Origin of the sequence: Sphingopyxis soli, from assembly GCF_018682675.1 — a bacterium.
Lineage (GTDB): Bacteria > Pseudomonadota > Alphaproteobacteria > Sphingomonadales > Sphingomonadaceae > Sphingopyxis > Sphingopyxis soli.
Window position 1 is genome coordinate 1 of record NZ_JAFMTR010000028.1, and the last position, 26616, is coordinate 26616.

Below are 26616 nucleotides of genomic sequence, written 5' to 3' on the forward strand. Positions count from 1 at the left end.
AGGCCCGGCCATGGATGCTGAAACAGCGAGGCCATCGCCGCAGCCAGCATGACGAGAATTGAATGACCCCTCCCCACCCCAAAGCAGACACCGCCTTCAAACAGGCCTTTCCTACATCATCCCGTTGTGCCAGCGTTAATCCGGCGCTTGATAAATGCGGTTGCCGTCCAGCTAGCGCCTGCGGACGGGGCAAGTCGTGCGAGAGGTGTCCGGCAATCCTCCCGGTCCAGAACGGGCGACGCATGAGGCTGAACTTTCCTGAACTTTGGCACCCGGGCCGCGATGATGAACGCCGGCATGACCGCTTTCCCACCCGAGGCCGCCCTCGAATCCGAGCACTTGCCCCTTTCGTCAAACCGGCATATATCCCCCGCCAATGTCCGGCCGCCCCGCGAGGGGCGGCCCTTATTGTTTCCGCTGGAGATTTCGCCATGGCCAATGCCAACGCTACCCCGCTGATGCCGCATGCGACCGCCGCCTGGCTGGTCGACAACACGGGGCTGACCTTTGCCCAGATCGCCGAATATTGCGGCATCCACATCCTCGAGGTGCAGGCGATCGCCGACGAGACCGCGGCGACCAAATATACCGGCCGCGACCCCGTCCGCGCGCACGAGCTGTCGATGGACGAGATCGAAAAGGGCCAGAAGGACCCGAACTACAAGCTCAAGATGAGCGTTCAGGCGCAGGATACGATCCGCCGCACCCGCGGCCCGCGCTACACGCCGGTCAGCAAGCGCCAGGACAAACCCGACGGCATTGCCTGGATCCTGAAGAACCACCCCGAGGTGTCGGACGGCGCGATCGGCAAGCTGATCGGCACCACGCGCAACACGATCGGCGCGATCCGCGACCGCAGCCACTGGAACAGCGCGAATATCGTGCCCAAGGATCCGGTGACGCTCGGTCTCTGTTCGCAGCGCGAGCTCGACGCGCTCGTCGCCAAGGCCGCGAAGAAGGCCGGCATCAAGGCGCCCGAGGACAGCCGCCTGGAGGGTGACCGCGAAGCGCTGCTCGAGGAGCTGCGCGCCGAACGCACCGCCGCCGCCGAAGCGCGCGCGGCCGAGGAAGCCGACGCCGACAGCGAAGCCTGACGGATGGCCGGGGGCGGCGACGAGGATCACATTCCGGCGGCCAGCGGCTCGCCGGACGCGTCGCTGACCCAGGACGACAGCTTCACCGCGACGAGCCACGCCGGGCTGACCTATCCGTGGGGCGAGGCCGCGCCGGCACCCGGCGAGACGATCCGCATCGCCGACGGCATCAGCTGGGCGCGCATCCCGATGCCGGGGTCGCTCGGCCATATCAACAGCTGGCTGCTCGACGATGCCGACAGCGAAGGCCGCGAAGGTGTCGCGGTCGTCGACACCGGCATCTGCCTGACCGCCTGTTCGGACGCGTGGAAGGCGCTCTATGCCGGGGCGCTCAAGGGCAAGCGGATCACACGGGTGTTCGGCACCCACCTGCATCCCGACCATATCGGGCTCGCGGGCTGGATCGCGAAGAAGCAGGGCGTCAAACTCTGGATGACGCGCGGCGAAATGCTGACCGCGCGCGCGATCGTCGCCGATTCGTCCGAAGTGGCGCCCGACGAGGTGCTCGCCCAGTCGCGCGCCGCCGGTTGGGACGAGGCCGCGATCGAGCAGCAGCGCGCCAGCGGCTGGAACATGTTCCAGCGGATGATCTTTGCGCTGCCGCGCAGCTATGTCCGTATCGCCGACGGCCAGCGACTCGCTTTCGGCAAGCATGTATGGCGCGTCGTCACCGGGTCGGGACACAGCCCCGAACATGCGTGCCTGTGGAACGAACGCGAGGGCGTGCTGGTTTCGGGTGACCAGGTGCTGCCGCGGATCAGCTCGAACGTGTCGGTCAATATCACCGAGCCCGACGCCGATCCGCTCGGCGAATGGCTGGCGTCGATCGACAAGCTGATCGCGACCGTGCCCGCCGACGTCGTCACCTGCCCCGCGCATGGCGAGCCATTCAAGGGGCTGCACGTCCGCCTGATGGCGCTCCGCGACGAGCATCGGATGCGGCTCTACAAGGTTGCCGAAGCCGTGGCGGAGACGCCGATGCGCGCGGTCGATACCTTTCCGCTGCTGTTCAACCGCCCGATCGCCGGGCACAACCAGAATCTCGCGACCGGCGAGGCGCTCGCGCACCTCAAGCGGCTGGAGATCGAAGGCCGCATCCGCAAGGAGGATCGCGGCGGGGTGTGGTGGTATCACGGGGTCGCGTGACTCCGTCGGCTGTGGGGTGGATTCCAGCCTTTCAAATCTCGTCATGCTGGCTGCGGCGATGGCCTCGCTGTTTCAGCATCCATGGACTGAGCGGTCGTCCGGCGCAGCGCCGAAGGAAACGGCGGTCCATGGACCCTGAAACAAGTTCAGGGTGACGATGAGAGATAGGTCCACAACCGGTCGAACCCGGTCATCACAGCCCGGTCCGCCAATGCCAGCTCTCGTCCGCCCCGGGTCATTCCTTCCGGGCGGAGTCAGCGTGGCCGGTGCATGATCCAGCTGAACGCCATCGCATTGAAGATGGTGTAGAGGCCATAGAGCAGGAGGCCGGTGAACCAGTTGTGCGACGCGATCGCCATCGCGCCGACGAGCAACAGGAATTCGAAGACATAGGTGATGTTCGGCCCGACCTTGTCGGCGAGCGGGCGGACCATCTGCTGGATCAGCGGGTCGTCGCTTTCCATGAAGGCGCGGTGCATCGCGAAATTGCCGATGCCGGCCCCGAAAATGGCGATGATGGCGATCCACATGGAAAGGGAGATGGGGCAGGCGGGGTGGAATTGCCAGTCTCTTTCGGGCTATAGGCGGGGCGGACGCCGCTTCATGGGGCTGCCCCGCGATCGAACGAACCCGAACCCCCGAAGAAGGAAGATTCGATGACCGCTCTCCTCCGCTTCGCGGCTCTCGGCCTGCCCGCGTTCGCCGTCCCGTCGGCGCACGCATCTTCCGATCCGGCGCAGCCCAACCCGGCGCTGGTCGATCCGGTGCTGGCCAATCCGGTCCCCGAGTCCATCGTCGTGCTGCCGCCCCCGCCTCTGTCCGAAGCCGTCCGCGCGATGATTAATGCCGCGATTGCGAACGGCGAGGACGCCGATGTCGAAACGGTGGTCAAGGTCGCGAAGCTGGCCAATCCCGATCATGTCGCGGAAATCGACGCGCTGCTCGCGCGCTATCGGAGCCAGCATCCGCCGGTCGCGCCGGCCGATCCCGTCGGCGACCTGCTCGCCGCTGCGATCGCGAGCGGCAAGGATGCCGATGTCGAGGCGGTCGGCGCGCTGGCAAAGACGACCAATCCCGATCTGGCGACAGAGATCGAGGCGCGGCTCGTCGCCTATCGCGCCGAACGGCAGCGACTGAAGGATGAGGCGGCTGCGGCGGCGCGCGAGAAGCTGGCGAGGGCCAAATTCTATGAGAATTGGAAGGGCGAGGGGCAGATCGGCGCGACGCTGAGCAGCGGCAACACCGATTCGACCGGGCTCAGCGCCGGGGTCGCGCTGGCGCGGCAGGGGATCGACTGGAATCACAAGGTCCGCGCGCAGGCCGATTATCAGCGCACCAACGGCCAGACCCCGGTCGAGCGTTTCGTCGTCGAGGTCGAACCGCAGTACAAGGTGAGCGAGCGTGCCTTCGCCTATGGCCTCGGCCGCTGGGAGCAGGACCGTATTCTCGGCTATGACACGCGCTGGAACCTGTCGGGCGGCGTCGGGTACAAGGTCGTCGATCGCGAGGGGCTGTCGCTGAGCCTGAAGGGCGGGCCCGCTTGGCGGCAGACCGATTTCACCAGCGGCCGCCACGACAGCGAGATCACCGGTCTCGCGGGACTGGACTTTGGCTGGCAATTGTCGCCGACCTTGCGGCTGACGCAGGTCGCCTCGACCATCGTCGGCGAAAGCAAGACCGCGACCAGTTCGCTGACCGCGCTCAATGCCAAGCTGACCGGCGCCCTGTCGGCGCGCCTCGCCTATTCGGCGGAGATCGATTCGAACCCGCCGCCCGGCGTCGAGACCGTCGACACGCTGACGCGGCTGACGCTGGTGTACGGATTCTAGCTGCCGTCGAACGCGTCGGCGCCGCCGATTTCCTCGCCATCGACGAGCAGGCCGACGCCGGGAACATGGTTGAATTCGATGCGGATGCCGTCGGGATCCTCGAACAGGACCGAATAATAGCCCGGCGCCCACGGCTCTTCCTGCGGGGCGTGGACGATATGCACGTCGCCACGGCTTGCCAGAAAGGCGTGGACCGCATCGACCGCCGCGCGGTCGCGCATCCGGAAGCAGGCGTGGTGCAGCCCCGGGGCGCCCTGGTCGAAGCGTTTGCCGGCGTTTTCGGGGCTGGGGGTACGGATGCCGATCGCGGTGCGGCCGCCGACGCCATAGAGCATATAGTCGCTGTCGAGCACGAGCTTGAGGCCCAGATAGCCGATCATGTCGCGCCAGAAGGCGGTCGAGCGCGCGAAGTCGCCCGCGGTCAGGATGACGTGCGCGACGCCGTTGAGCCCGCTCATTTGCCCCCTCCTATTTGATCGCCGCCAGCGTGTAGAGGAATTCGACGAAGCCCATCGTCGCGTCGACCATTCCGGCGACCTTCGGGTTGGTCGAATCGATCAGATAATATTCGTTCGGCGCGTGCGCGCCCGACCCGTGGCCGATGCCGAAATGCGCCGCGGGGATCGACACCGGCGGCGCGGTGAAGGTCGCGCCGGGCCAGCTGCCCGCGAGCCGCGCGTTGATGTTCGCCTTGACGCCGAGCGCCTTGTAGGTCGCAAGCTCGGTGCGGACGAGGCGGCTGTCCTCGGCGACCTCGGTCGGGTCGTAGCCGCCCGAGACGTTCATTTCGACATCGGCGAAGCCATGCTTGTCGAGATGCGCGCGCAGCTTCTTCTCGGCCTCGGCGCGCGTCTGGTTGGGGACAAGGCGAAGGTCGAGCTTGGCCACCGCCTTGCCGGGCAGGATCGTCTTGCCGCCGGGGCCGGTATAGCCCGCGACGAGTCCCTCGATATTGACCGTCGGTTCCTGCGCGAGGCGGATCAGCGCGTCGTCATATTTGAGGTTGTCGATCCAGACGTCGACGCCGAGCGCCGCCTTTTCGGCGGCTTCGTCGGCGCCCTTCGCGGCTTCGCGGATCAGCGCCTTTTCACGGTCGGTCAGCGGGCGGACATTCTCGAACCAGCCTTCGATCGCCGGCGTGTTGCCGTCGGGGGTGACGAGCGTCTGGAGCGCCTGCACCAGCCGCCAGGCGGGCGAGTCGATCATCGCCTTCAGGCTGGAGTGGACATCGCCCTTCGGCCCGCGGCCCCATTTCGCGCCGCTCGCGATCAGTTCGAGCTCGATGATCCCCTTCGATCCCAGATTGACATCGACCGCGCCGGTCTTATCCTGCGAGGCGAAGGGGATGAAAATGCCGTCGCATGACTTGAGCGCGGCGAGCACATTCGGCTTCGTCGCGACCTGACGGAAGTGCGGCGAGCCGATCTCTTCCTCGCCCTCGCAGACAAGGACGATGTTCACCGGCAGCTTCGCCTTGGCGGCGCGGATCGCGTGGAGCGCGGCGAGGAAGGTCGCCTCGGGACCCTTCTGGTTCACCGCGCCGCGGCCGACGATCGACAGGCCGAAGCCCGGCTTGTCGACCATCCTGCCTTCGAGCGGCGGCGACGACCATTCGGCCGGGTCGTACTGCTTGACGTCGTACATGAAATAGATGCCGAGGGTGCGTTTCGCGCCGACATCGATCGTCCCGAACACGCCGGGATGGCCGTCGGTCGGGACGATCTCGACATTGGTGAAGCCCGCGTCCCTGGCAAGCTCGGCCATATAGGCCGCGCCTTCGGGCATGTTGCGGTTCTCGGCGGCGATCGAGGGGAGGGCGATCCAGTCGCGCAGCCGCTTGAGCGAGGCGTCCTTGCCGGCCTCGGCCGCCTTGCGGATCGCGGCGCTCTGGCTGCTCGCGGCGAGGGCGGGCAGCGGGCTCATCGCCATCGCGCCGGCGCCGAGCATCGCGGCGCCGCGCAGCAGGCCGCGCCTCTCGACCATCGTCTGGAAGGCCTGTTCGTCGTCGCGCATCATGAACCCCTTTGCTGTGTTTTACGGTTTGACCCAATATCCCTGCATCAATTCGTGCGACCAGCCCGGCTGCCGCACATCCCCACGCGGAAGAAACTCCACCATCACCGGCTTGATGTCGAGCACCGGCGTGCCGTCGATCGCATCGAGCCCTTCGACCTCGACGCTTAGGCCATCGACCGCGACGATGCGGCAGGTGGTGAGGCCGATGCGGTTGGGGCGGTTCTTGCCGCGCTGCGCGAAGATGCCGACGAGCGGCCAGTCGGCGCGGTTGCGCGGATGGCGTGCACCAGTCTCGATCTTGTCGTCGGGCACCTTGTCGAAGAGGAAAATTACCTCGGCGTGGCTGAAGTCGGCAAGGCCGGCGAGCGCGTCGGGGGTGAACTGATCGGGGTCGAGAGCGATCGTCGCGCGGCTGGCACCCCAGTCGTCGTCGATCGCGTCGGCGCGGCCGCCGCGGACATGGCCGATGGGTGTGAGAGTGAAGCTCATCGTTGATCCCCTGCTGCGTTGACGCTGATGGCGCAGCGCGCCTAGCCTTGCAAGGAAGGAGAGGGGCCATGGACTTTCAGGGCAAGAGCGTCGTCATCACCGGCGGGGCGACGGGGATCGGTTTTGCGTTGGCGAAGCGGATCGGCGCGGCGGGTGCGCGGATCATCCTGTTCGAGCCGCGCGCGGACAGGCTGGGCGAGGCGGTGGATGCGCTGGGCGCGCTCGGGATCGAGGCGCTGTCCTTCGCGGGCGATGTTACCGACGCCGCCGCTGTCGAAGCGCTCGCCGATTTTGCCAGGGACGAGCATGGTCGCGCCGATGCGATCGTCGCCAACGCCGGGGTCGGCGGCGTCCGGACGGAAATCCTCGACGCCGACGATGCCGCGGCGCGCGCGCTGGTCGAGGTCAATTTCTGGGGCGTGTGGCATTGCGTCCGGACGTTCGGGCGACGTTTCCGCGACGACGGCCTGCCGTCGGCGATCTATGCGACGGCGTCGGAGAACGGGTTGTTCAACGCGGTGCGGACGAATGGCGGCATCTATGTCGCCAGCAAACATGCCGTCGTCGGACTGATGGACACGCTGCGTAACGAGGCGCCGGATAATATCGAGGTCGGCGTCATCATTCCCGGCTGGGTCAAGTCCGACATGACGCGCCATGCCGCGCCCGCGATGGACGCCGATGCCTTCGCCGACCGCATCGTGCCGCAGATGGAGGCGGGGCAATTCTATCTCGTCAGCCACCCCTATAACGTCGTGCGGATGGAGGAGCGCTGGGCCGAGGCCTATGCCGCCTTTGCCAAATATGCGCCGCGCGAGCCGGGCGACGATGCGATGGATGTCGCGCTGTTCGTCGAGCGGATGCGCAGCCAGCGTTAGGCGGTGGGCCGCGCGTCGAGTTCGCGGCTCAGGAAGCGCAGGATTTCGCGCCGGTCCTCGTCATCCTTTGCGCCGCCGGCGCGGAAGGCGAGGGCGCCGACGACCATCATGAACAGCGGAATGCCTGCAAAGATCACGCCGAACAGCAGCGCTTCGGGCACAAACCAGGCGACGGTGACCCCGACGATCACGAACAGCGACAGGAAACCGTGCCATACGAAGGGGAAGAGGCGGCCCGATCGCGTCAGGCCGAGCGTCCCGGTGATCCGCGTACCCTCGCCCTCAGGCTCCATCGCCGCTTCGAGCGTCGGCGCCATCGGATTCTGGACGTTGCGACGCGCATAGCGCAGCGTCATGTCATATTGGCTGCCGCTGCCATAGACGCGCGCCGTCGCGGTCGTCATCGGATCGTCCATGATCGCCTTGAGCTTGTGTGCGATCTCGTCGGGCGGGAGGGGCGAGTAGAGGTCGATGTCTTCGCTCTTCGCCATCGCCGCGCTCCCTCACGCCTTCTCGAGCAACCCCTCGTCCGCAATCCGCTGCTGCCACAGCTTCGGCGCGTTGACGTGGACGTTCTGGCCTTCGCTGTCGACCGCGACGGTGACCGGGAAGTCCTTGACCTCGAACTCGTAGATCGCCTCCATGCCGAGGTCGGCGAAGCCGACGACCTTGCTGCCCTTGATCGCGCGCGCGACGAGGTATGCTGCGCCGCCGACGGCCATCAGATAGGCGCTCTTGTGCCTGGCGATCGCCTGCGTCGCGGCGGGGCCGCGCTCGGCCTTGCCGACGCAGGCGAGCAGGCCCTGTTCCAGCATCATGTCCATGAACTTGTCCATACGCGTCGCGGTCGTCGGGCCGGCGGGGCCGACGATTTCCTCGCCGACCGGATCGACGGGGCCGACATAATAGATGACGCGGCCCTTGAACTCGACCGGGAGCTCCTCGCCCTTCGCCAGCATGTCGGCGATGCGCTTGTGCGCGGCGTCGCGGCCGGTGAGCATCTTGCCATTGAGCAAAAGCCGGTCGCCCTGCTTCCAGCTCGCGACGACTTCGGGGGTCAGGCTGTCGAGATCGACGCTGATCGCGGCCTTGTCGGGCGCCCAGTCGATCTCAGGATAATCGGCGAGCACCGGCGGTTCGAGGAAGGCGGGACCGCTGCCGTCGAGCGTCACATGCGCGTGGCGCGTTGCGGCGCAGTTGGGGATCATCGCGACGGGCTTCGATGCGGCGTGGGTCGGCCAGTCGGCGATCTTGACGTCGAGTACGGTCGCGAGGCCGCCGAGCCCCTGCGCGCCGATGCCGAGCGCATTGACCTTTTCATAAAGCTCGACACGCAGTTCCTCGGTCGGGTTGCTCGGCCCGCGCGCGAGCAGCTCGGTCATGTCGATCGGGTCCATCAGCGACTGCTTCGCCAGCAGCATCGCCTTTTCGGCAGTGCCGCCGATGCCGATGCCGAGCATGCCCGGCGGGCACCAGCCGGCGCCCATCTGCGGCACCATTTCGAGCACCCAGTCGACGATCGAATCCGACGGGTTCATCATCTTGAACTTCGACTTGTTCTCGCTGCCGCCGCCCTTCGCGGCGACGTCGATCACGACCTTGTTGCCGGGGACCATCTCGACGTTGAGCACCGACGGCGTGTTGTCCCTGGTGTTCACGCGGCTGAACGCGGGGTCGGCGAGGATCGAGGCGCGGAGCTTGTTGTCGGGGTGCAGATAGGCCTTGCGGACCCCCTCGTCGACCACCTGCTGCAGGCTGCGCGGGCTATCGAGACGGCAGTCCATACCCCATTTGATGAAGACGGTGACGATGCCGGTGTCCTGGCAGATCGGGCGATGCCCCTCGGCGCACATGCGGCTGTTCGAAAGGATCTGCGCCATCGCGTCCTTGGCGGCGGGCGACACCTCGCGCTCATAGGCCGCGGCGAGCGCGCGGATATAGTCCATCGGGTGGAAATAGCTGATATACTGGAGCGCGTCGGCGATCGTTTCGATCAGATCGTCCTCGCGGATGACGACGGTGTTCATGGGTGCAGCCCCCTCTTTTCCTGTGTCAGGATTCGCCGACTCCCTAGACCCGGCGGCGCGGGGTGGGAAGGGGCTTAGGTGCCGCGGCGGCCGAAGAGCTTGCGGGCCGGTGCGGCGTCGGGTTTGGCACGGCGCCGCGCGGGAGCCGGCATTTCGGGTTCCACAAGCGGGCGCTTGCGCACCGCCGCGCGCCAGCTTGCCATCATCGCAAGGCCGAGCAGCACGATCCAGCCGCCGCCGGTCGATGCGAGCAGGGTCCAGCCGTAGCGCGCGGGCACGGCGATCGCCATCAGCACGGGCACGCAGGCGACGATGACGAGCGTCCCGGCCAGCTCGTGCCAGCGGCCGATCCGCGCGATGCCGAGGCCGATCGCGACATTGGTGAGCGCCAGCAGCACGAATTTGGCGGTGACGGGATAGGGCAGGCTCGCCATCGCGGGCGAATAGTCGCCGACGGTGAAGGCGGCCTGGATATCGAACAGCAGCCAATTCTCCCATGCGTCGCAGAGCCCCGCGACGATCGGCAGCGCGGCCGCTGTCTTCAGCGCGCGAAGTCCCGACTCGTGCGAGAGCGCGACGAGCCCCGATGCGAGAAAACCCGCGTAGAGCAGCATGTAGAGATAATCCTGCTCGTTCCCCGTCCGCATCGCGGCGAGGCGGCCGACCTGCCGCGGGTCGCTGTCGGGGCCGAAGATGGCGATGAGGTCGGGCTGGCCGCCCGCGAATTCGAACGCGAGGACGGGCGCGCCATAGCCGGGCTCGACCGCATAACCGCTTGCCGGGAAGACCTGTGCGAGATGGAGGCCGAAGAGGAAGACGGCGATGCCGAGCAGCAGCGCCCCGTACCACCAGCGCGCCGCCGGCAGGTCGTCATTCAACCTATTGGCACTCGGCGCATTTGCCGCGCACCTCGATCACCGGGCGCTCGGCGGCGAACCCCGTCGCCTCGGCGGCGGCGCGGACGCCGTCGGAGAGCTTGTCGTTGTCGACATGCACCGCGGTGCCGCAGCTGTCGCAGATCAGGAAGATGCAGTCGTGCAGGCAGCCCGGATGGCTGTTCGCGACGAAGGCGTTGGCGCTTTCGACCCGGCGGACGAGGTTGTTCGCGACGAACAGGTCGAGGATGCGATAGACGCTGTTCGGCGCGACGCGCTTGCCGCGCCTTTGCGACACGATGTCGGCGATTTCATAGGCGCTCGCGGGCTTGCCGATTTCGGCGACGGCATCGAAAATCTGCGCGCGCATGTCGGTCCAGGCCTCGCCGCCCTTTTCGAGCGCATCCTGTGCCGCTCTGGCGAGCGAGGCGCCGGTCGCCTCGACGTGCGGATGTTCATGCTTGCCCATTGGCTCTTCCTTGCGCGGCCATCGTGCCGCTCTGCCCCCGTCCGAAGGCAATGTATGTCGTTTGGAGGTTCCCCGCAAGCTGCGGGGACTGCGTATCAGCGCGTTGCGCGCCTGTTAAGGTCGTGGCCGAGCGCAACGACTGCAACCCCGATCATCGTCGCCAGCACCTCGCTGCCGTCGTGCGGCCGCGACAGCGCGCCCGCCATCATGCCGAGCCCGAAACAGCCGACGCCGAACGGCATCATATAGCCGTGGCTGAGCACGCCCGAGACGAGGGTGATCAGCGCGAAGCCGATCGCAATGACCAGACCGATCTCGTGGAACAGGTGATTGTCGAGAAACACCCCGCCGACCGATGCGATCGAGGCAAAAAAGATCGTCGTCGCGAGGCAGTGGACGAGGCACAGCCCCGACAGCCCCATCGCGAGCTGGTCGGCCGAAAGCGAGGTCAGCGGCCGCGAATCGCGCGCAGCCCGCACCAGCGCGCCGAAGCGCGGCCAGGCATGGCTATGATTGGCGACTTGGGTCACCCGATTCTCCGTTGGACCAACTGCGGGCATTGATATGGCATAACATGACCAAGGTTACAATATCTCATTGCGTGCTTTTCGCATGGCCATGCTGCTTTCCCGGCCGCCGCTTCCGATGGGCAGCGATGCGATGCGCTTTTCTGGCTATCGCGGTCCCGACGCCAGGCAAAAAATATATGGCGGAGCTGCGCCATGCTATGCAATTAATATCGCTTGGCAATCTGTCCGGGGAGAGTGTTGTGCCCATCAAATGTCCGATTGCATCGGCCGGTCTGTTCTTGCTGGTGACGGCAGCGACTGCTTCGCCAGCCCTTGCCGCGCAAGGCTTGCCGATAGCGCAGGGTCTTTATGCCGATGATTATGAGGGATGCGCAAAGGCGAGCAGCGTCTTTTTCTATGACGGGGTAAATTTCGGCCGGGTGAACCAAGGCGGACCCGGTTACGCTGCAAATGCGCAAGTGAACGCGATTCAGCGCGTGGGACCACCTCCGGCCGGTCGCGAGTATGCGGAAACAAGCCGCCACTATCGGGGCTTTACGCTGGCCTGGACCGCCGAGGATAGCGGCCCGTATGGAAGCCTTGCCGTCAGGGCAGGGGCACCGGGGAAAATGACCCTGCGCGACGTAAGTTTCCGAAATGTAGGCGGCGGAGTCGATGTGAGCGATACGTCCCATTCGAAATGCGAGTTCGGCCAGTTGCCGAAACCGATGCAGGCAGCGATCCGGTCGGTAAGACCGCAACTTGCGGGCGGTGCTGCGCCTGCCACGGTGGTCGCATCGGCTATGCCCGCGCCGATACCCCCCTTCAACATCCGGCCGGGCCATTATGTCCCCGTCGCTGCGGCTTGCGGGTCGAAAATGGAACTGATCTTCTATTTCGACGGCAAACGGACGGGCTGGATCGACGCCCAGCCCTTCAATCCCAATCGCATGAACCCGATTGCGAGCGTCAAACGGCGCGGTGCCGGGTGGGTCGTCGATGCCGCGACGGGCGAGACGCTGCGGGTGCTCGGCGCCGATCGGATCGCGGTCGGCGATCCCGAATTCGGCGAAGAGGCGATGCGTTGGTGCGCGGCGGGTGAGGTGAGGGCGACGGCGCGGGCGCGCTGATGCGGCGGATGGTGGGCGCGATCAGACCCCCTCCTCAGCCCGCAGCGCCTTCCTGTCGAGCTTGCCGATCATCGTCTTGGGCAGGCTGTCGCGCACCTCGACCGCCGTCACCCGTTCATGCTTGCCGAGTTGGGGATTGAGCCAGGCGGCAAGCGCTTCGCCCGAAACCTCGAAACCTTCCTCCAGCGTCACGAACGCTTTGGGCGCCTCGCCGCGATAGGCGTCGGGCACGCCGAGCACGATCGCTTCCTTGACCGCTGGATGCTCGTGGAGATGCGCCTCGATCACGCTCGGATAGACCTTGAACCCGCCGACCGCGATCATGTCCTTCAGCCGGTCGACGATGCGAATATAGCCGTCGGCATCGATTGTCGCGACGTCGCCGGTGCGCAACCAGCCGTCGGGGGTAAAGCTGTCCCCGTCGGCGTCGGGGCGATTCCAGTACCCCTGCATGATCTGCGGCCCCTTCACCGCGAGTTCGCCGGGCTCGCCCGCGGGCGCGTCCTTCGACGGGTCTTCCTTGTCGAGCAGGCGGATGTGCGTCGCGGGGATCGGCTGCCCGATCGTGCCGGGCTTGACCGGGCCGTCATAGGGGTTGGTCGCGACGACGCCCGAACTTTCGGTGAGGCCATAGCCCTCGACGAGCGAGGCGCCGGTCGCGGCGATGAATTTCTCGCGCAGCTCGGCGGGCATCGGCGCGCCGCCCGAAATGCAGACGCGCAAGCTGGAGAAGTCGGTGCCGGCGAGGTCGGGATGGTCGAGCAGCGCCTGGTACATGGTCGGCACGCCGGGCAGTGCGGTCGCTCTCGTCCGCGTGATTGTCTGCAACGCCGCCTTCGCGTCGAAGCGCGGCAGCATCGCGATCATCCCGCCGTTGAGGACGGTGCGGTTGAGCACGCAGGTGTTGGCGAAGACGTGGAAGAAGGGAAGAACGCCGAGAATGCGGTCGTCGGCGTCATGGTCGGGGTCGATGCCGTTCACCTGCCGCGCATTGGCGGTCAGATTCTGGTGGGTGAGTTTCGCGCCCTTCGGCGTGCCGGTGGTACCGCCGGTGTATTGGATGAGCGCGACGTCGCGTTCCGGATCGATTGCGACCGGATCGGGCTTGCCGTCATTGTCGGTGAGCGCCGAGAAGCGGATGACGCGCGGGTCGGCGGGCAGCGGCGCGACCTCCTTGCGCTTGAAGAGGCGATAGAGGACCGATTTTGCGTGCGGGAGCCCGCCGGCGATCGAGCCGACAACCAGCCGCTTGAGGCTCGATCCGTCGAGCACTTCGAGCGCGGTCGGCAGCAAGGCTGTGGCGCTGATCGTGAACAAGGTGTCGGTGCCCGAATCCTCGACCTGCGCCTCGAGTTCGTGCGGGGTGTAGAGCGGCGAGAAATTGACCACCGTCGCGCCCGCGGCAAGCGCGCCATAATAGGCGGCGACATAGTGCGGCACGTTGGGCAGGAACAGGCCGACGCGGCTGCCCTTGCCGATCCCGAGCGATTGCAGCCCGCGCGCGACCCGCGCGGCGCCGGTCGCGACCTCGGTGTACGAAAAATGCCGGCCCATGAAGTCGAGCATCGGCGCATCGCCCTTTGCCGCAACGCTGGCCGCGAGCATCGCGGGCAGCGAGAGCGGCTCGAACAACTGGTCCCACTTCGTCGGGTGGCGGTAATCGGTCGACCAGTCGTAGGGGGGCGTCATCGCGGAGGGAGACCCTTTCATCCGTGCTGTTTACATCACTCTAGGCAGGCTTCGCCGCGTCCGCAATCTTGCGGCGCGGGGCGGCGGCGGCTAGTCAGGAGACCGTCCGGTCTGACAGGGGTTCGTCCATGGTGTTGCAGCATATCGTGCGTTTCGGCGCGCCCATCGTCCTAATCGCCTGCATGGCTGCGCCGGCGGTCGCCAGGGACAAGGAAGCCCCGCCGCGCCCCGCCCAGATCAACGAACTTTATGCGTGCCGCGATATCGCCGACCCCGCCGCGCGCCTCGCCTGCTTCGACCGCGAGGTCGGCGAGCTGTCGGCGGCCGACCAGGCGCGCGAAATCACCTTTGCCGACAAGGAAACGGTCAAGAAGACGCGGCGCGGCCTGTTCGGCTTTACCTTGCCGAGCCTCGGCCTGTTCGGCGGCGACGACGACGAGGACAAGATCGAGCGGGTCGAAACGACCGTTGCGTCGGTCGCCGACGGCGCCGACGGCTATCGGATCGAAATGGCGGACGGATCGCTGTGGGTTCAGACCGACGGCAAGCGAATGCCGCTGCGCCCGCGCGTCGGGCAGAAGGTCGAGATCAAGTCGGGCACGCTCGGCACCTTTTTCCTCAGCCTCGAAGGGCGGCCGTCGGTCAAGGTGCGCCGCGAGCGATAAGCGCATCGTGGAGGTTTGCCGACGACGGCGATGATGCGACTGGCAACAGGTCCGGACGAACAGGCCTTCGTCCTGCTCGACGACGCGCGCGTGCATGGCGCCGCGCCCGCGCGCCTGTTCCGCGACCCGGCCCAGGTGCTGACGGCGGCGTCGGCGGACCAGATTCCGGCGCTGCTCGATCAGCTCGAGGCGGCGGGGCGCAGCGGGCTCCATGCCGCGGGCTATCTGGCCTATGAAGCGGGCAAGGGACTGGCGCCCGCATGGCGCGGCGCGGCGGGCGATCCCGGCGGCGACGCGCCGCTTGCATGGTTCGGGCTGTTCCGCAGCGTCGAGCGGATCGAAGCCGACGCCGTGCCGGCCCTCTTTCCCGATCCCGACGCCGCATGGGTCGGCCGGGTCGCGCCGCGTATCGCGCGCGCGGCCTATGAGGCGGCGGTGGCGCGCGTGCTCGATTATATCCGCGCGGGCGACATCTATCAGGCCAACCTCACCTTCCGCGCCGACGTGCCGGTGCTCGGCGATCCGCTCGCGGTTTATGCGCGGCTGCGCCGGACCGCGCGCGCCGGCTATGGCGGTTTCATCTGGACCGGCACGCAGGCGATCGCGTCGCACTCGCCCGAGCTTTTCTTCGCGCTGCGCGGGCGCGAGGTGATGGCGCGGCCGATGAAGGGCACCGCGACGCGGCTGGCCGATGGGGCGGCCGACGCGGCCGCGGCCCGCGGGCTGGCCGCCGATCCGAAGCAGCGCGCCGAAAATCTGATGATCGTCGACCTCATCCGCAACGACCTGTCGCGCGTCGCGGTGCCGGGGACGGTCGCGGTGCCCGACCTGTTCCGGGTGGAGAGCTTTCCGACGATCCACCAGCTCGTGTCGGACGTCACCGCCACCTTGCCCGAATGGGCGGGGGCGGTCGACGTCCTGCGCGCCGCCTTCCCCTGCGGATCGATCACCGGCGCGCCGAAGGTGCGCGCGATGGAAATCATCGACGACCTGGAGAGCGATGCGCGCGGCCTCTACACGGGCTCGATCGGCTTCATCGAAGCCGGCGGCGACGCGGCGTTCAACGTTGCGATCCGCACGCTGATCTTTCCGTCGCAGACCGGCTTGCGCGACGGCGCGGCTTGCGCCACGCTGGGCCTCGGTTCCGGGATCGTCGCCGATAGCCAGCCGGCGGAGGAATGGCGCGAATGTCTGGCCAAGGGGGAATTTGTGGGCGCAGCGGGGGAAAGCTTCGACCTTCTCGAGACGATGTTTTTCGACCCTGTCGAGGGCGTCCAGCGCCTCGAAGGGCATCTGGCCCGGATGAAGGCGAGCGCGGCGGCGTTCGGTTTCGCGTTCGACCGCCATGGTGCGCGCAACAGCCTGCAATCGGCGACCTTCCGCCTTCGCACCGCGGCGCGGGTGCGGATGCGGCTGTCGTCGTCGGGCGCACTGGCGATCGAAGTGTCGCCGCTGCCACGCCTTGCCGAACTGCCCGTGCCCGTCGCCGTGCGGCCTGCGCCGTTGGCCGCGGACGATTTCCGCCTGGCGCACAAGACCAGCCTGCGCGCGGCCTATGACGCGGCGCGGTTCGAGAGCGGCGCGGCCGAAGTCGTGTTCGTCGACGAACCGGGCTTCGTCACCGAGGGGAGCTGGAGCAATATCTTCGTCGAGCGCGAGGGGGTGCTGCTGACCCCGCCGCTGTCGCTCGGGCTGCTGCCCGGCGTGCTGCGCGCCGAACTGATCGAAAAGGGCCGCGCCGCCGAATCGCACCTGCGGCTCGCCGACCTTGCCGAGGGATTCTATGTCGGCAATTCGCTTCGCGGGCTGGTTCCGGCGCGGCTGGCCGAGCCTTCGTCCGCGTGACGTGCAGTGCATAGGTAAATTATACCGCTGCGCGCTTGCGAATATCGGCCGGAGGCTTTAGGCGCGGCCGCGCGCAATTTCCTGTCAATTCGCAATCGATCCGCGCAAGCCACGGAAAGCCTGACCCATGTCGCTGAAGCCGCATACGTCCGCCGCCCTCAACCGCATCCAGCCGTCGGCCACGCTCGCGATGACCGCGCGCGTCGCCAAGCTGAAGGCCGAAGGCATCGACGTGATCGGTCTGTCGGCGGGCGAGCCCGATTTCGACACGCCTGACTTCGTCAAGGAAGCGGCGATCGAGGCTATTCGCAATGGCCAGACCAAATATACGCTCGTCGACGGCACCGTCGCGCTCAAGGAAGCGATCCGCGGCAAGTTCCGCCGCGACAACGGCCTCGAATACGGCCTCGACCAGATCACGGTGAACGTCGGCGGCAAGCACACCTTGTTCAACGCGCTGGTTGCGACCGTCGACAAGGGCGACGAGGTGATCATCCCTGCGCCCTATTGGGTGAGCTACCCCGACATCGTCGCTTTTTGCGGCGGCAAGCCCGTCGTGATCGAGGCGTCGGCGGCGCAGAACTACAAGATCACGCCCGCGCAGCTCGACGCGGCGATCACCGAAAGGACGCGCTGGATCATCTTCAATTCGCCGTCGAACCCGTCGGGCGCGGCCTATTCTCCGCAAGAGCTCGACGCGATCGGCGAAGTGATCCGCCGCCATCCGCATGTGATGGTGATGACCGACGACATGTACGAGCACGTCTGGTACGCCGATTTCGCATTCTCGACGATCGCCCAGCGCTGCCCCGACCTCGTCGACCGCATCCTGACCGTCAACGGCTGTTCGAAGGCCTATGCGATGACCGGCTGGCGCATCGGCTATGCCGGCGGTCCCGCCTGGCTGATCAAGGCGATGGGCAAGCTGCAGTCGCAGTCGACCTCGAACCCCTGTTCGATCGCGCAGGCCGCCGCCGCCGCCGCGCTCGGCGGGCCGCAGCAGTTTCTCGACGATCGCAACGCCGCGTTCCGGAAGCGCCGCGACATGGTCGTCGCGATGCTCAACGACGCGCCGGGCCTGTCGTGCCCCGTCCCCGACGGCGCCTTCTACGTCTATCCCGACGCCAGCGGCTGCATGGGCAAGAAGACCCCCGACGGAAAGCTGATCGACACCGACGAGGCGCTGATCGACTATTTCCTCGATACGGCGCGCGTCGCGGCAGTGCATGGCGGCGCCTTCGGCCTGTCGCCGGCGTTCCGCGTTTCCTACGCGACATCGGAAGCGGTGCTCAAGGAAGCGTGCGTGCGCATCCAGCAGGCGTGCGCGGCGCTAAGCTGAACGCCGCGCGACCGGGTGGTTCACCTGATAGTAAGCCGTCGCCCGTAAGGGTGACGGCGATCACTGACGGATGGCAAGGGGCGCGCCATATCGTTCGGTGTAACCGGGGCTCCGGCTCCATCGTACATGACGATATGCAAAAAAGAGGCTCCCATGGTTTCCCTTCTCCGCTCCGACTGGTTTCCGACCATGCTCGCAGGTTTCGCGATCGGCGGGCTGATCGTGATGATCCAGCATCCGGCGTTCGCGATGGCGCTGTGACGCCGCGGGCGCGCCCGCTCGTCGCCCTGCTCGCCGCGGCCGTCCTGTCGCAATGCGCGCCCGCGCAGGCCGAAAGCGTCGTCAAGCTCCCCGCCGCTGCCGTCGATCCTGCGGTCAAGGCGAAGCGTGCGACCGCCGTTCTCGCGGGCGGCTGTTTCTGGGGCGTCGAGGGCGTCTTTTCGAATGTGAAGGGCGTGATCTCGGTCGAGTCGGGCTATCATGGCGGCAGCAGGGCGACCGCGAAATACGAGCTGACGCACGACGGCACCTCGGGCCATGCCGAGGCGGTGCGCATCGTCTATGATCCGACGCAGGTCAGCTATGGCACCCTGCTGCGCGTGCTGTTTTCGGTCGTTGCCGACCCGACGCTCAAGAACCGTCAGGGACCCGACTCGGGCACCCAATATCGCGCCGCGATCGTGCCGATGGATGCGACGCAGCGACAGGTGGCGACCGCTTATCTGGCGCAGATCGGCAAAGGGAAATATTTCGCGAAGCCGGTGATCGTGCCGATCGAAAGCTACAAGACCTTCTATCCGGCCGAAGCGAGTCACCAGAATTTCATGCGGCTGAACCCATCGAATCCCTATATCGTCCGCTGGGATGCGCCGAAGCTCGCGGCCTTGAAGCGCCTCTATCCCGACCTTGTACGCAAGGTTCCGGCGCCCTGACCGGCAGAGGTTCCCCCGCTCACCGTGCGTCGGGAATCATTCGTCGCAAATCGCTGGCCCCGGCCGCCCGCCTGCGGGACGAATAGGCCCGACCAAAGGGGTCGGGACGATGATGACGGCCGTAGCCGCGGGGTTTGAATGACGTTTCACTTTTCGGGCAGGCCGCTGCTCGGTTTGACGATTGGTGCCGCCTTGCTCGCAGGGTGCGTGAGCAGCGCCGCGATTGTGCCGCCGCCGCGTCAGGCGCAAGCGCCGCAAGGCTCGGGCGCGGTGACCGTGCCGATCGGGCAGCCGGTCCGCGATGCGGCTCCGCCGCGCGCTACGCTCGATCCCGGCTTCCGCCGTCCCGCACCCGGCCTTAACGACCGGATCTATGCGCTGTGGCGCGCCGATCCGGGCAAGGTCGGCATCGCGGTCCAGCGCATCGACGGCGAATGGGCGATCGCGCAGCGCGGCCCCGACCTGTTTCCCCAGCAGAGCGTGTCGAAGCTGTGGGTGGCGATGACAGTGCTCGATGCGGTCGACAACGGCCGGATGAGCCTCGACCAGCGCGTGCGGATCGGTCCCGAGGATCTGGTCGTCTTCCACCAGCCGCTCGCCGATCGCGTCCGCGCCGAGGGGAGCGTGACGATGAGCGTCCGCGACCTTATCGAGACCGCGATCACCCACAGCGACAATCTTGCGAACGACAGCCTGTTGCGCACCGTCGGCGGTCCCGAGGCGGTGCGCGCCTTCATTCGCAAAAAAGATCTGGGCTCGATCCGCTTCGGCCCCGGCGAACGGCTGCTGCAGGCCGGAACCGCGGGGCTGACCTGGCAGCAGAGCTATTCGATCGGGCGCAACTTCCAGGCCGCTCGCGCCGCGCTACCGCCCGCGACACGCCGCGCGGCGATGGACAATTATCTGGCAAACCCGGTCGATGGCGCCAGTCCCTCGGCGATCGCGAGCGGCCTGACGCGGCTGGCGCGCGGGGCATTGCTGTCGCCCGAATCGACCGACTATCTGCTCGGCGTGATGAGCCGGACGAAGAGCGGGCCGAAGCGCCTCAAGGCCGGGCTCCCGGCGGGCTGGCAGTTTCTGCACAAGACCGGGACGGGGCAGGATCTCAACGGCATGACCGCGGGCTATAACGACATCGGCATCGCCACCGCGCCCGACGGCACGCGCTATGCGATCGTCGTGATGATGGGCAGTACGACGTCGCCGATTCCCGCTCGTATGCAACTCATGCAGGCGGTATCGGGCGCGGTTGCCGAATTTCATGGAAGATAGACGATGCGCTTTGCCATTCTGCCGCTGATCGCCGCCGCGCTCATGCTCGCGGGCTGCGCCACGCCCGAGGCGCGGCTGCGCACCGGGCTAAACAATGCGGGGCTTTCCAAGGCGATGTCCGCGTGCATGGCCGAACGGATGGTCGACCGGCTGTCGCTCGTCCAGCTTCGCCGCCTGTCGGCGCTGGGCAGCCTGAAGGAGAAGCGGCTTGGCGATCTGTCGTTCGACCAGTTCCTGCACAAGGTCCGCGCGCTCAAGGACCCCGAGATATTGACCGTGACGACCAGTTCGGCGGCGCTTTGCGCGCTGCGTTAACGACTTAGCCCGCGCTTTCGGCAGTCCAAGTTTTTCTGGACGCGGCAGGGGTAGCCTTGCCGCGCAACTTGTGCTTATGCGGCGCCATTCTTCTCCCCTTCCAGAGTCGAAAGGCCCGGCAGACCTCATGAACATCCACGAATATCAGGCGAAAGAACTGCTCGCGAAATTTGGCGTCGCCATCCCCAAGGGCATCGCCGCGATGAGCGTCGAGGAAGCTGTCGCTGCGGCGAAGCAGCTGCCCGGGCCGCTTTATGTCGTGAAGTCGCAGATCCATGCGGGCGGCCGCGGCAAGGGCAAGTTCAAGGAACTCGGTCCCGACGCGAAGGGCGGCGTCCGGCTGGCCAAGACGCTCGAGGAAGTCGAAAGCCACGCCAAGGAAATGCTCGGCAACACGCTGGTGACGATCCAGACCGGCGAGCAAGGCAAGCAGGTCAACCGCCTCTACATCACCGACGGCGCCGACATCAAAAAGGAATATTATCTCGCGCTGCTCGTCGACCGCGCATCGAGCCGCATCGCGGTGGTCGCCTCGACCGAAGGCGGGATGGACATCGAAACCGTTGCGCACAACACGCCCGAGAAGATCCACACGATCACGATCGACCCCGCGACGGGGCTGATGCCGCACCACGGGCGCAGCGTCGCCGCCGCGCTCGAACTCGACGGCGATCTCGCCAAGCAGGCGGCGAAGGTCCTCGCCGGCCTCTACGACGCCTTCCTCGCGACCGATGCCGAGCAGATCGAGATCAACCCGCTCGCGGTCTGCGAAGGCGCGAACGGCGACGAACTGCTCGTCCTCGACGCGAAGCTCGGCTTCGACGGCAACGCAATGTTCCGCCATAAGGATATCGCCGAACTGCGCGACCTGACCGAAGAAGACCCGGCCGAGGTCGAGGCGTCGGAATATGACCTCGCCTACATCAAGCTCGACGGCAACATCGGCTGCATGGTCAACGGCGCCGGCCTCGCGATGGCGACGATGGACATCATCAAGCTCAATGGCGCCTTCCCGGCCAACTTCCTCGACGTCGGCGGCGGCGCCAGCAAGGAAAAGGTCACGGCGGCGTTCAAGATCATCCTGAAGGACCCGGCGGTCGAGGGCATCCTCGTCAATATCTTCGGCGGCATCATGAAGTGCGACATCATCGCCGAGGGCATCGTCGCCGCGGCGAAGGAAGTGAACCTGTCGGTTCCGCTCGTCGTCCGCCTCGAAGGCACGAACGTCCAGCAGGGCAAGGACATCCTCGCCAATTCGGGCCTGCCGATCGTCGCGGCCAACGATCTGGGCGACGCGGCAAAGAAAATCGTCGCCGAGGTCGCCAAGGCGGCGTGATAACAGATTAAACCCTCTCCCCTTGCGGGAGAGGGTTGCGGAGACTTGCGAGCTTGCTCGCTAGTCGAAGCTGGGTGAGGGGTAGGCGGGCCAACGGCTCGCGCGGAGATCCGCTCCGCCCACCCTCATCCAAGTCCGCCTAATCGCCTGTGGCGATCAGGCTCCCTATCCTTCTCCCCTCAAGGGAGAAGGTAACCGGGGACTGCTGGTTGACGTTTACGTAAACGCCAATTATGGCGCAGTGCACAATTTGCTGAGAGGAGCTTTGAGCCCATGAAAATCCTCGTCCCCGTGAAGCGGGTGCTCGATTACAACGTCAAGCCGCGGGTGAAAGCCGACGGCACCGGCGTTGACCTGGCCAATGTCAAAATGTCGATGAACCCGTTCGACGAAATCGGCGTCGAAGAGGCGATCCGCCTCAAGGAAAAGGGCGTCGCGACCGAGATCGTCGCGGTTTCCGTCGGCCCGGCGAAGGCGCAGGAAACGCTGCGCACCGCGCTCGCGATGGGTGCCGACCGCGCGATTCTGGTGCAGACCGACGACGAGGTCGAGCCGCTGGCGCTCGCGAAAATCTTCAAGGCGATTGCCGATGCCGAACAGCCGGGTCTCGTGATCCTTGGCAAGCAGGCGATCGACGGCGACAACAACCAGACCGGCCAGATGCTCGCCGCGCTGACCGGCTGGGCGCAGGGCACCTTCGCCAGCGCGGTGAACGTCGAGGGCGATCATGTCAGCGTGACGCGCGAAGTCGACGGCGGTCTCGAGACGGTGAAGCTGAAGCTTCCCGCGATCGTCACCACCGACCTGCGTCTGAACGAGCCGCGCTATGCGTCGCTGCCGAACATCATGAAGGCGAAGTCGAAGCCGCTCGATACCAAGACCCCCGCCGATTACGGCGTCGACACGGCGCCGCGCGTCAAGACGGTCAAGGTTTCGGAACCGCCTGTCCGCTCGGCCGGCGTCAAGGTCGCCGATGTCGATGAACTGGTTGCCAAGCTGAAGGCGATGGGAGTGCACGCATGAAAACGCTCGTTTGGGTCGAACATGACGGCAGCGCCGTCAAGGATGCCACGCTCGCCGCGGTGACCGCCGCGTCGAAGCTCGGCGAAGTCCACCTGCTCGTGGCGGGCGAAGGCGTGGGCGGTGTCGCCAGCGCCGCCGCGCAGATCGCGGGCGTCCAGAAGGTTCATGTCGCCGACAACGCCGCTTTCGGTCACAACCTGCCCGAAAATATCGCGCCGCTCGTCGCCGAACTGATGGCGAGCCACGACGCCTTCGTCGCGCCTGCGACGACGACCGGCAAGAATATCGCGCCGCGCGTCGCCGCGCTGCTCGACGTGATGCAGATCTCGGAAATCCTGTCGGTCGAGGGTCCGAAGACCTTCACCCGCCCGATCTACGCCGGCAACGCGATCGCGACCGTCGAAAGCTTGGACGCGAAGCTGGTTCTGACCGTCCGCGGCACCGCCTTCGAGAAGGCTGCTGCAACCGGTGGTTCGGGTACGGTCGAGGCCGTCTCGGCTGGTGGCGACGCCGGTATTTCGAGCTTCGTCGGCGCCGAGATCGCCAAGCAGGATCGTCCCGAGCTGACCTCGGCGAAGATCATCGTCTCGGGTGGCCGCGCGCTGGGGTCGAGCGAGAAATATCAGGAAGTCATCGTGCCGCTCGCCGACAAGCTCGGCGCCGCGCTCGGCGCGTCGCGCGCCGCCGTCGACGCGGGCTATGTCCCCAACGACTATCAGGTCGGCCAGACCGGCAAGATCGTCGCGCCGGAGGTCTATTTCGCGATCGGCATCTCGGGCGCGATCCAGCATCTCGCCGGCATGAAGGACTCGAAGACGATCGTCGCGATCAACAAGGATGAAGACGCCCCGATCTTCCAGGTCGCCGACCTCGGCCTCGTCGCCGATCTGTTCAGCGCGGTTCCCGAACTGACCGGCAAGATCTAGCCGTCCGCCCATATGGCCGGCAGCCATCCCGGAGTGCCCGGACTGGGCGATGCACCGTTCAACGCCGGTGGTCGCCGGTCCGCGCGCCCCGGAGCCGGGCGCGAGGTCGATGACGACGACAATGGCCTCGGCGACGACGAGGTCCACGGGCGCGCTCTCGTCCTCGCGAGCGTCGCGCGCGACGCGCGGCTCAACCAGAAATTCCTGCTGCTCATCACGTTGTCGGCCGCGATCGCAACGCTCGGCCTTCTGCAGAGCTCGACGGCGGTCGTCATCGGCGCGATGCTCGTATCGCCGCTGCTGGGTCCGATCATGGGTATCGGGTTTGGCCTTGCGACGCTCGAAAGCAACCTCATCAAGCGTTCGCTGGTGACGATGGCGGCGGGCATGGCGGTCGCCATCCTCGTCGCGATGGTGATTATCTGGCTGTCGCCGATCACCGACGTGACGACCGAACTCCGTGCCCGCACCCAGCCGACGCTGCTCGACCTTGGCGTCGCGGTCGTCGGCGGCATTGCCGGCGTCTATGCGATCATGCGCAAATTGTCGGGGGTGATGGTCGGCGTGGCGATCGCGACCGCGCTCGTGCCCCCGCTGTCGACCGTCGGCTTCGGGCTGGCGACCGGCCGCTTCGACTTTGCGCTGGGCGCGGCGCTGCTGTTCCTCACCAACACGCTTGCGATCGCCTTTGCCGCGACGATCGTGGCGCGAATCAACAAATTCGGACCATCGTTGACGCCGCAGCATACGGCGATGCAGGTCGTCGGCATCGTCACGACGCTCGGCATATTGTCGATCCCGCTGGCGCTGACGCTCAACAGTCTTGCGGGCGAGGTGCGCGCGCGATCGATCGTGCAAGCCGAACTCAGGTCGCTGCTCGACGAAAACGATCGCGTCGACAGCCTCAACGTCCGGATGGAGGGCGACGCGATTGCCATCGACGGCGTCGTGCTTGTCGATCGCTATGCCGCAAAGCTCGATACGCAACTCGCGGCGAAAGTTCACGGCGAACTCGATCGCAATGTGCGCGTCAGCATCGTCCAGCTGCGGCAGCAGACGAACGCCGCAGTGCAGGTCGAAGAGCAGCTCAATCGCCGCCTGGCGGCGCTCGAACGGCGCGAGGAGGACAGCCGCGCGATCCTCGCGGGATTGACGGTCGGCGAATTGCTGCCGCGCGAGCGGGTGCTGATCGACGCGCAGGCGCGCCGCGTGATCGTCCAGCGCGACCGCGAGGCCGAAGGCGAACAGGTTGCCGCGGCAATTGACCGGATCATGGCGTCGGTGCAGGCCGGTTATCCGCAATGGCTGATCCAGAGCGGCGATCTGACGGGGGCCAGGGTGCCCGCCACGGAACCAGCGACGGCAGAATAGCCTCCCCCGCAGACCTATTCGGGTTGACCCGTCGCATCCGATGCCATGTGATGGGCTCCGGTCCGCGGCGAACCGCGGCGATGGCGGAGGGACGATATGCGCGGCAAGCGACTGGCAATGGCGCTGGCGATGACGGTGGCGTGTGCGGCGTCGGCGGCGACTGCGCCGCCGCTGCAAGCGCGCTCGGCGTCGGCCGGGGTGCTGAAGATCGACAAGGCGCGGATCGACGCGGCGCTGAAACAGATGGTGGTGGACGGTCGCGCTGCGGGCACTTCGGCCCTTGTCTGGCAGGATGGCAAGGAGGTCTATTTCGGCAGCGCCGGCATGGCCGACCGCAAGGCCGGGCGGCCGATGCGCCGCGATACGATCGCGCAAATCTTCTCGATGACCAAGCCGGTGACCGGGGTCGCGCTGATGCAGCTCTGGGAACGGGGCAGGTTACGCCTCGACGACCCGCTGGCGAAATATTTCCCCGACTATGCGGCGATGCGTGTCTATGCGGGCCGCGATGCCGCGGGCCAGCCGATCTATGTCCCGGTCGAGCGTCCGGTGACGATCCGCGACGTCATGCGCCACACCGCGGGTTTTGCCTATGGTCCGGGGCCGACTCCGGCGCACGACGCCTATATCGCCGCCGACCCGCTCGCGCTGACGATCGGGCTTCCCGAGATGAACCGCCGCCTTGCCGGGGTGCCGTTGCTCTTCCAGCCGGGGAGCCAGTGGAGCTACAGCATCGGCGTCGATGTGCAGGCGGCGCTGGTCGAGAAATTGTCGGGCCAGCCCTTCGCCGATTATGTCCGCGAGCATATCTTCGAGCCGCTGAAGATGACCGACACCGCGTGGCGCCAGCCCGACGCGCGGCTACCGCGCTTCGCGGCGATGAACGTCAAGCAGGACGGCAAACTCGAACAGATGCCCGATGCGGAGGCGCGGACGCTCAATTTTCAGGACCACGCGCTGACGCCCGGTGGCTTCGGGCTCGCCTCGACGCTCGACGACTATCAGCGGTTCGCGCGGATGCTGCTGAACGAAGGCGAACTCGACGGCGCGCGCATCCTCAAGCCTGCGACGGTGAAGCTGATGGTGACCGACCAGCTCGACCCCGCGATCACCGAGCGGCTGTGGCTCCCCGAAAAGGGCGCGGTCGGCTTTGGTCTGGATTTCGCGGTGCGCAAGCGGCCGCCGCAGACACCCGCGGAAAATCGCGGCGCGGTCGGCGAGTATTTCTGGGACGGCGCCGCCTCGACCTTGTTCTGGGTCGATCCCGCGAACAAGCTGACCGCGGTCTTTTTCGTCCAGACGATGCCCTATGACGGCTCGCTCCACCGTGATTTCCGCGCCGCGGTCTATGGCGCGGATTACAAGGGGCGACCCGGCGACTAGAGTGTTTTCAAGTCAGGTGGAATCACCTGACGACTCGGAAAACACGGCAAAACAAGAA

General features: G+C 66.6%; 26 protein-coding genes. 16 read left to right on the plus strand and 10 right to left on the minus strand.

Annotated features, from left to right (window positions below; genetic code table 11):
* The first annotated feature begins 458 nt into the window (after positions 1-458).
* Both J1N50_RS03440 and J1N50_RS03445 read left to right on the plus strand, forming a co-directional pair.
* On the plus strand, positions 459-1094 hold the full coding sequence (locus J1N50_RS03440) for a DUF1013 domain-containing protein (RefSeq protein ID WP_058455143.1): 636 nt from the start codon (positions 459-461) through the stop codon (positions 1092-1094).
* Between the two features lie 3 nt (positions 1095-1097).
* Positions 1098-2240 carry an MBL fold metallo-hydrolase gene (locus tag J1N50_RS03445; RefSeq protein WP_215350383.1) on the plus strand — a complete coding sequence of 381 codons (1143 nt, stop codon included), beginning with the start codon at positions 1098-1100 and terminating at the stop codon, positions 2238-2240.
* Positions 2241-2494: 254 nt separating this feature from the next.
* On the opposite strand, the gene J1N50_RS03450 is transcribed toward J1N50_RS03445, so the two are convergent.
* Positions 2495-2770 carry a hypothetical protein gene (locus tag J1N50_RS03450; RefSeq protein WP_215350384.1) on the minus strand — a complete coding sequence of 92 codons (276 nt, stop codon included), beginning with the start codon at positions 2768-2770 and terminating at the stop codon, positions 2495-2497.
* 126 nt (positions 2771-2896) lie between these two features.
* On the opposite strand from J1N50_RS03450, the gene J1N50_RS03455 reads away from it, so the two are divergent.
* Positions 2897-4069 (plus strand): DUF481 domain-containing protein, encoded by a 1173-nt coding sequence (locus J1N50_RS03455; protein ID WP_246553034.1) that lies wholly within the window; start codon positions 2897-2899, stop codon positions 4067-4069.
* Here J1N50_RS03455 and J1N50_RS03460 read toward each other — a convergent pair.
* From J1N50_RS03460 to J1N50_RS03470, 3 genes are read right to left on the minus strand one after another with little or no spacing between them, the layout of a single operon-like run.
* On the minus strand, positions 4066-4527 hold the full coding sequence (locus J1N50_RS03460) for a VOC family protein (RefSeq protein ID WP_215350385.1): 462 nt from the start codon (positions 4525-4527) through the stop codon (positions 4066-4068). The two genes, J1N50_RS03455 and J1N50_RS03460, sit on opposite strands and share 4 nt — an antisense overlap.
* Before the next feature lie 10 nt (positions 4528-4537).
* The gene (locus J1N50_RS03465) at positions 4538-6082 is read right to left on the minus strand and encodes a M20/M25/M40 family metallo-hydrolase (protein ID WP_215350386.1); all 1545 of its coding nucleotides are present in this window, start codon (positions 6080-6082) and stop codon (positions 4538-4540) included.
* A 21-nt stretch (positions 6083-6103) separates the two neighbouring features.
* Complete coding sequence (locus tag J1N50_RS03470) at positions 6104-6574, minus strand: SAM-dependent methyltransferase (protein WP_215350387.1); 471 nt, start codon at positions 6572-6574, stop codon at positions 6104-6106.
* Between the two features lie 68 nt (positions 6575-6642).
* Here J1N50_RS03470 and J1N50_RS03475 point away from each other — a divergent pair, with 68 nt between their 5' ends.
* Positions 6643-7452 (plus strand): SDR family NAD(P)-dependent oxidoreductase, encoded by an 810-nt coding sequence (locus J1N50_RS03475; protein ID WP_215350388.1) that lies wholly within the window; start codon positions 6643-6645, stop codon positions 7450-7452.
* Here the strand turns inward: J1N50_RS03475 and J1N50_RS03480 are convergent.
* The 5 genes from J1N50_RS03480 to J1N50_RS03500 form a co-directional block, all read right to left on the minus strand.
* The gene (locus tag J1N50_RS03480) at positions 7449-7943 is read right to left on the minus strand and encodes a hypothetical protein (RefSeq protein WP_215350389.1); all 495 of its coding nucleotides are present in this window, start codon (positions 7941-7943) and stop codon (positions 7449-7451) included. The genes J1N50_RS03475 and J1N50_RS03480 overlap by 4 nt on opposite strands.
* A gap of 12 nt (positions 7944-7955) precedes the next feature.
* On the minus strand, positions 7956-9479 hold the full coding sequence (locus tag J1N50_RS03485; RefSeq protein WP_215350390.1) for a fumarate hydratase: 1524 nt from the start codon (positions 9477-9479) through the stop codon (positions 7956-7958).
* A 74-nt stretch (positions 9480-9553) separates the two neighbouring features.
* Positions 9554-10357 carry a hypothetical protein gene (locus J1N50_RS03490; protein WP_215350391.1) on the minus strand — a complete coding sequence of 268 codons (804 nt, stop codon included), beginning with the start codon at positions 10355-10357 and terminating at the stop codon, positions 9554-9556.
* Between the two features lies 1 nt (position 10358).
* Positions 10359-10823 (minus strand): Fur family transcriptional regulator, encoded by a 465-nt coding sequence (locus J1N50_RS03495; protein ID WP_215350392.1) that lies wholly within the window; start codon positions 10821-10823, stop codon positions 10359-10361.
* A gap of 95 nt (positions 10824-10918) precedes the next feature.
* Positions 10919-11353: a MerC domain-containing protein gene (locus J1N50_RS03500; protein ID WP_343227832.1), complete on the minus strand. Its 435-nt coding sequence runs from the start codon at positions 11351-11353 to the stop codon at positions 10919-10921.
* A 176-nt stretch (positions 11354-11529) separates the two neighbouring features.
* Between J1N50_RS03500 and J1N50_RS03505 the strand changes: the two genes are divergently transcribed.
* Positions 11530-12462 carry a hypothetical protein gene (locus J1N50_RS03505; RefSeq protein WP_215350393.1) on the plus strand — a complete coding sequence of 311 codons (933 nt, stop codon included), beginning with the start codon at positions 11530-11532 and terminating at the stop codon, positions 12460-12462.
* Positions 12463-12483: 21 nt separating this feature from the next.
* Here J1N50_RS03505 and J1N50_RS03510 read toward each other — a convergent pair whose 3' ends face one another.
* Positions 12484-14151, minus strand: a complete 1668-nt coding sequence (locus J1N50_RS03510) for an AMP-binding protein (RefSeq protein ID WP_215350394.1) — start codon at positions 14149-14151, stop codon at positions 12484-12486.
* A gap of 128 nt (positions 14152-14279) precedes the next feature.
* On the opposite strand from J1N50_RS03510, the gene J1N50_RS03515 reads away from it, so the two are divergent.
* The 11 genes from J1N50_RS03515 to J1N50_RS03565 all read left to right on the plus strand — a co-directional run bounded on the left by J1N50_RS03515 (position 14280) and on the right by J1N50_RS03565 (position 26558).
* Positions 14280-14816 carry a hypothetical protein gene (locus J1N50_RS03515; protein WP_215350395.1) on the plus strand — a complete coding sequence of 179 codons (537 nt, stop codon included), beginning with the start codon at positions 14280-14282 and terminating at the stop codon, positions 14814-14816.
* 33 nt (positions 14817-14849) lie between these two features.
* Positions 14850-16661 (plus strand): aminodeoxychorismate synthase component I, encoded by a 1812-nt coding sequence (gene pabB, locus J1N50_RS03520; protein WP_246553036.1) that lies wholly within the window; start codon positions 14850-14852, stop codon positions 16659-16661.
* Positions 16662-16788: 127 nt separating this feature from the next.
* Complete coding sequence (locus J1N50_RS03525) at positions 16789-18000, plus strand: pyridoxal phosphate-dependent aminotransferase (RefSeq protein ID WP_215350397.1); 1212 nt, start codon at positions 16789-16791, stop codon at positions 17998-18000.
* A 257-nt stretch (positions 18001-18257) separates the two neighbouring features.
* Positions 18258-18932 (plus strand): peptide-methionine (S)-S-oxide reductase MsrA, encoded by a 675-nt coding sequence (gene msrA, locus J1N50_RS03530; protein ID WP_343227833.1) that lies wholly within the window; start codon positions 18258-18260, stop codon positions 18930-18932.
* A gap of 138 nt (positions 18933-19070) precedes the next feature.
* Positions 19071-20204 carry a class A beta-lactamase gene (gene bla / locus J1N50_RS03535; protein WP_215350399.1) on the plus strand — a complete coding sequence of 378 codons (1134 nt, stop codon included), beginning with the start codon at positions 19071-19073 and terminating at the stop codon, positions 20202-20204.
* 3 nt (positions 20205-20207) lie between these two features.
* Positions 20208-20519 carry a hypothetical protein gene (locus tag J1N50_RS03540; protein ID WP_215350400.1) on the plus strand — a complete coding sequence of 104 codons (312 nt, stop codon included), beginning with the start codon at positions 20208-20210 and terminating at the stop codon, positions 20517-20519.
* Between the two features lie 127 nt (positions 20520-20646).
* Complete coding sequence (gene sucC / locus J1N50_RS03545; RefSeq protein WP_215350401.1) at positions 20647-21855, plus strand: ADP-forming succinate--CoA ligase subunit beta; 1209 nt, start codon at positions 20647-20649, stop codon at positions 21853-21855.
* Positions 21856-22128: 273 nt separating this feature from the next.
* Positions 22129-22878 carry an electron transfer flavoprotein subunit beta/FixA family protein gene (locus J1N50_RS03550; RefSeq protein WP_215350402.1) on the plus strand — a complete coding sequence of 250 codons (750 nt, stop codon included), beginning with the start codon at positions 22129-22131 and terminating at the stop codon, positions 22876-22878.
* Positions 22875-23804, plus strand: coding sequence for an electron transfer flavoprotein subunit alpha/FixB family protein (locus tag J1N50_RS03555; protein WP_215350403.1), 930 nt, complete (start codon positions 22875-22877; stop codon positions 23802-23804). Before J1N50_RS03550 ends, J1N50_RS03555 begins: the two co-directional genes overlap by 4 nt.
* A gap of 12 nt (positions 23805-23816) precedes the next feature.
* Entirely contained in the window at positions 23817-25175 is a 1359-nt protein-coding gene (locus J1N50_RS03560) for a DUF389 domain-containing protein (RefSeq protein ID WP_215350404.1), read from the plus strand.
* A gap of 96 nt (positions 25176-25271) precedes the next feature.
* Entirely contained in the window at positions 25272-26558 is a 1287-nt protein-coding gene (locus J1N50_RS03565; RefSeq protein ID WP_246553039.1) for a serine hydrolase domain-containing protein, read from the plus strand.
* Positions 26559-26616 lie beyond the last annotated feature (58 nt).

Bases quoted from the DNA above. Each gene is read 5' to 3' on its own strand.
- J1N50_RS03440 (WP_058455143.1), top strand. From the start codon at position 459: ATGCCGCATGCGACCGCCGCCTGGCTGGTCGACAACACGGGGCTGACC.
- J1N50_RS03445 (WP_215350383.1), top strand. From the start codon at position 1,098: ATGGCCGGGGGCGGCGACGAGGATCACATTCCGGCGGCCAGCGGCTCG.
- J1N50_RS03450 (WP_215350384.1), bottom strand. From the start codon at position 2,770: ATGTGGATCGCCATCATCGCCATTTTCGGGGCCGGCATCGGCAATTTC.
- J1N50_RS03455 (WP_246553034.1), top strand. From the start codon at position 2,897: ATGACCGCTCTCCTCCGCTTCGCGGCTCTCGGCCTGCCCGCGTTCGCC.
- J1N50_RS03460 (WP_215350385.1), bottom strand. From the start codon at position 4,527: ATGAGCGGGCTCAACGGCGTCGCGCACGTCATCCTGACCGCGGGCGAC.
- J1N50_RS03465 (WP_215350386.1), bottom strand. From the start codon at position 6,082: ATGCGCGACGACGAACAGGCCTTCCAGACGATGGTCGAGAGGCGCGGC.
- J1N50_RS03470 (WP_215350387.1), bottom strand. From the start codon at position 6,574: ATGAGCTTCACTCTCACACCCATCGGCCATGTCCGCGGCGGCCGCGCC.
- J1N50_RS03475 (WP_215350388.1), top strand. From the start codon at position 6,643: ATGGACTTTCAGGGCAAGAGCGTCGTCATCACCGGCGGGGCGACGGGG.
- J1N50_RS03480 (WP_215350389.1), bottom strand. From the start codon at position 7,943: ATGGCGAAGAGCGAAGACATCGACCTCTACTCGCCCCTCCCGCCCGAC.
- J1N50_RS03485 (WP_215350390.1), bottom strand. From the start codon at position 9,479: ATGAACACCGTCGTCATCCGCGAGGACGATCTGATCGAAACGATCGCC.
- J1N50_RS03495 (WP_215350392.1), bottom strand. From the start codon at position 10,823: ATGGGCAAGCATGAACATCCGCACGTCGAGGCGACCGGCGCCTCGCTC.
- J1N50_RS03505 (WP_215350393.1), top strand. From the start codon at position 11,530: ATGGCGGAGCTGCGCCATGCTATGCAATTAATATCGCTTGGCAATCTG.
- J1N50_RS03510 (WP_215350394.1), bottom strand. From the start codon at position 14,151: ATGACGCCCCCCTACGACTGGTCGACCGATTACCGCCACCCGACGAAG.
- J1N50_RS03515 (WP_215350395.1), top strand. From the start codon at position 14,280: ATGGTGTTGCAGCATATCGTGCGTTTCGGCGCGCCCATCGTCCTAATC.
- pabB (WP_246553036.1), top strand. From the start codon at position 14,850: ATGCGACTGGCAACAGGTCCGGACGAACAGGCCTTCGTCCTGCTCGAC.
- J1N50_RS03525 (WP_215350397.1), top strand. From the start codon at position 16,789: ATGTCGCTGAAGCCGCATACGTCCGCCGCCCTCAACCGCATCCAGCCG.
- bla (WP_215350399.1), top strand. From the start codon at position 19,071: ATGACGTTTCACTTTTCGGGCAGGCCGCTGCTCGGTTTGACGATTGGT.
- J1N50_RS03540 (WP_215350400.1), top strand. From the start codon at position 20,208: ATGCGCTTTGCCATTCTGCCGCTGATCGCCGCCGCGCTCATGCTCGCG.
- sucC (WP_215350401.1), top strand. From the start codon at position 20,647: ATGAACATCCACGAATATCAGGCGAAAGAACTGCTCGCGAAATTTGGC.
- J1N50_RS03550 (WP_215350402.1), top strand. From the start codon at position 22,129: ATGAAAATCCTCGTCCCCGTGAAGCGGGTGCTCGATTACAACGTCAAG.
- J1N50_RS03555 (WP_215350403.1), top strand. From the start codon at position 22,875: ATGAAAACGCTCGTTTGGGTCGAACATGACGGCAGCGCCGTCAAGGAT.
- J1N50_RS03560 (WP_215350404.1), top strand. From the start codon at position 23,817: ATGGCCGGCAGCCATCCCGGAGTGCCCGGACTGGGCGATGCACCGTTC.
- J1N50_RS03565 (WP_246553039.1), top strand. From the start codon at position 25,272: ATGCGCGGCAAGCGACTGGCAATGGCGCTGGCGATGACGGTGGCGTGT.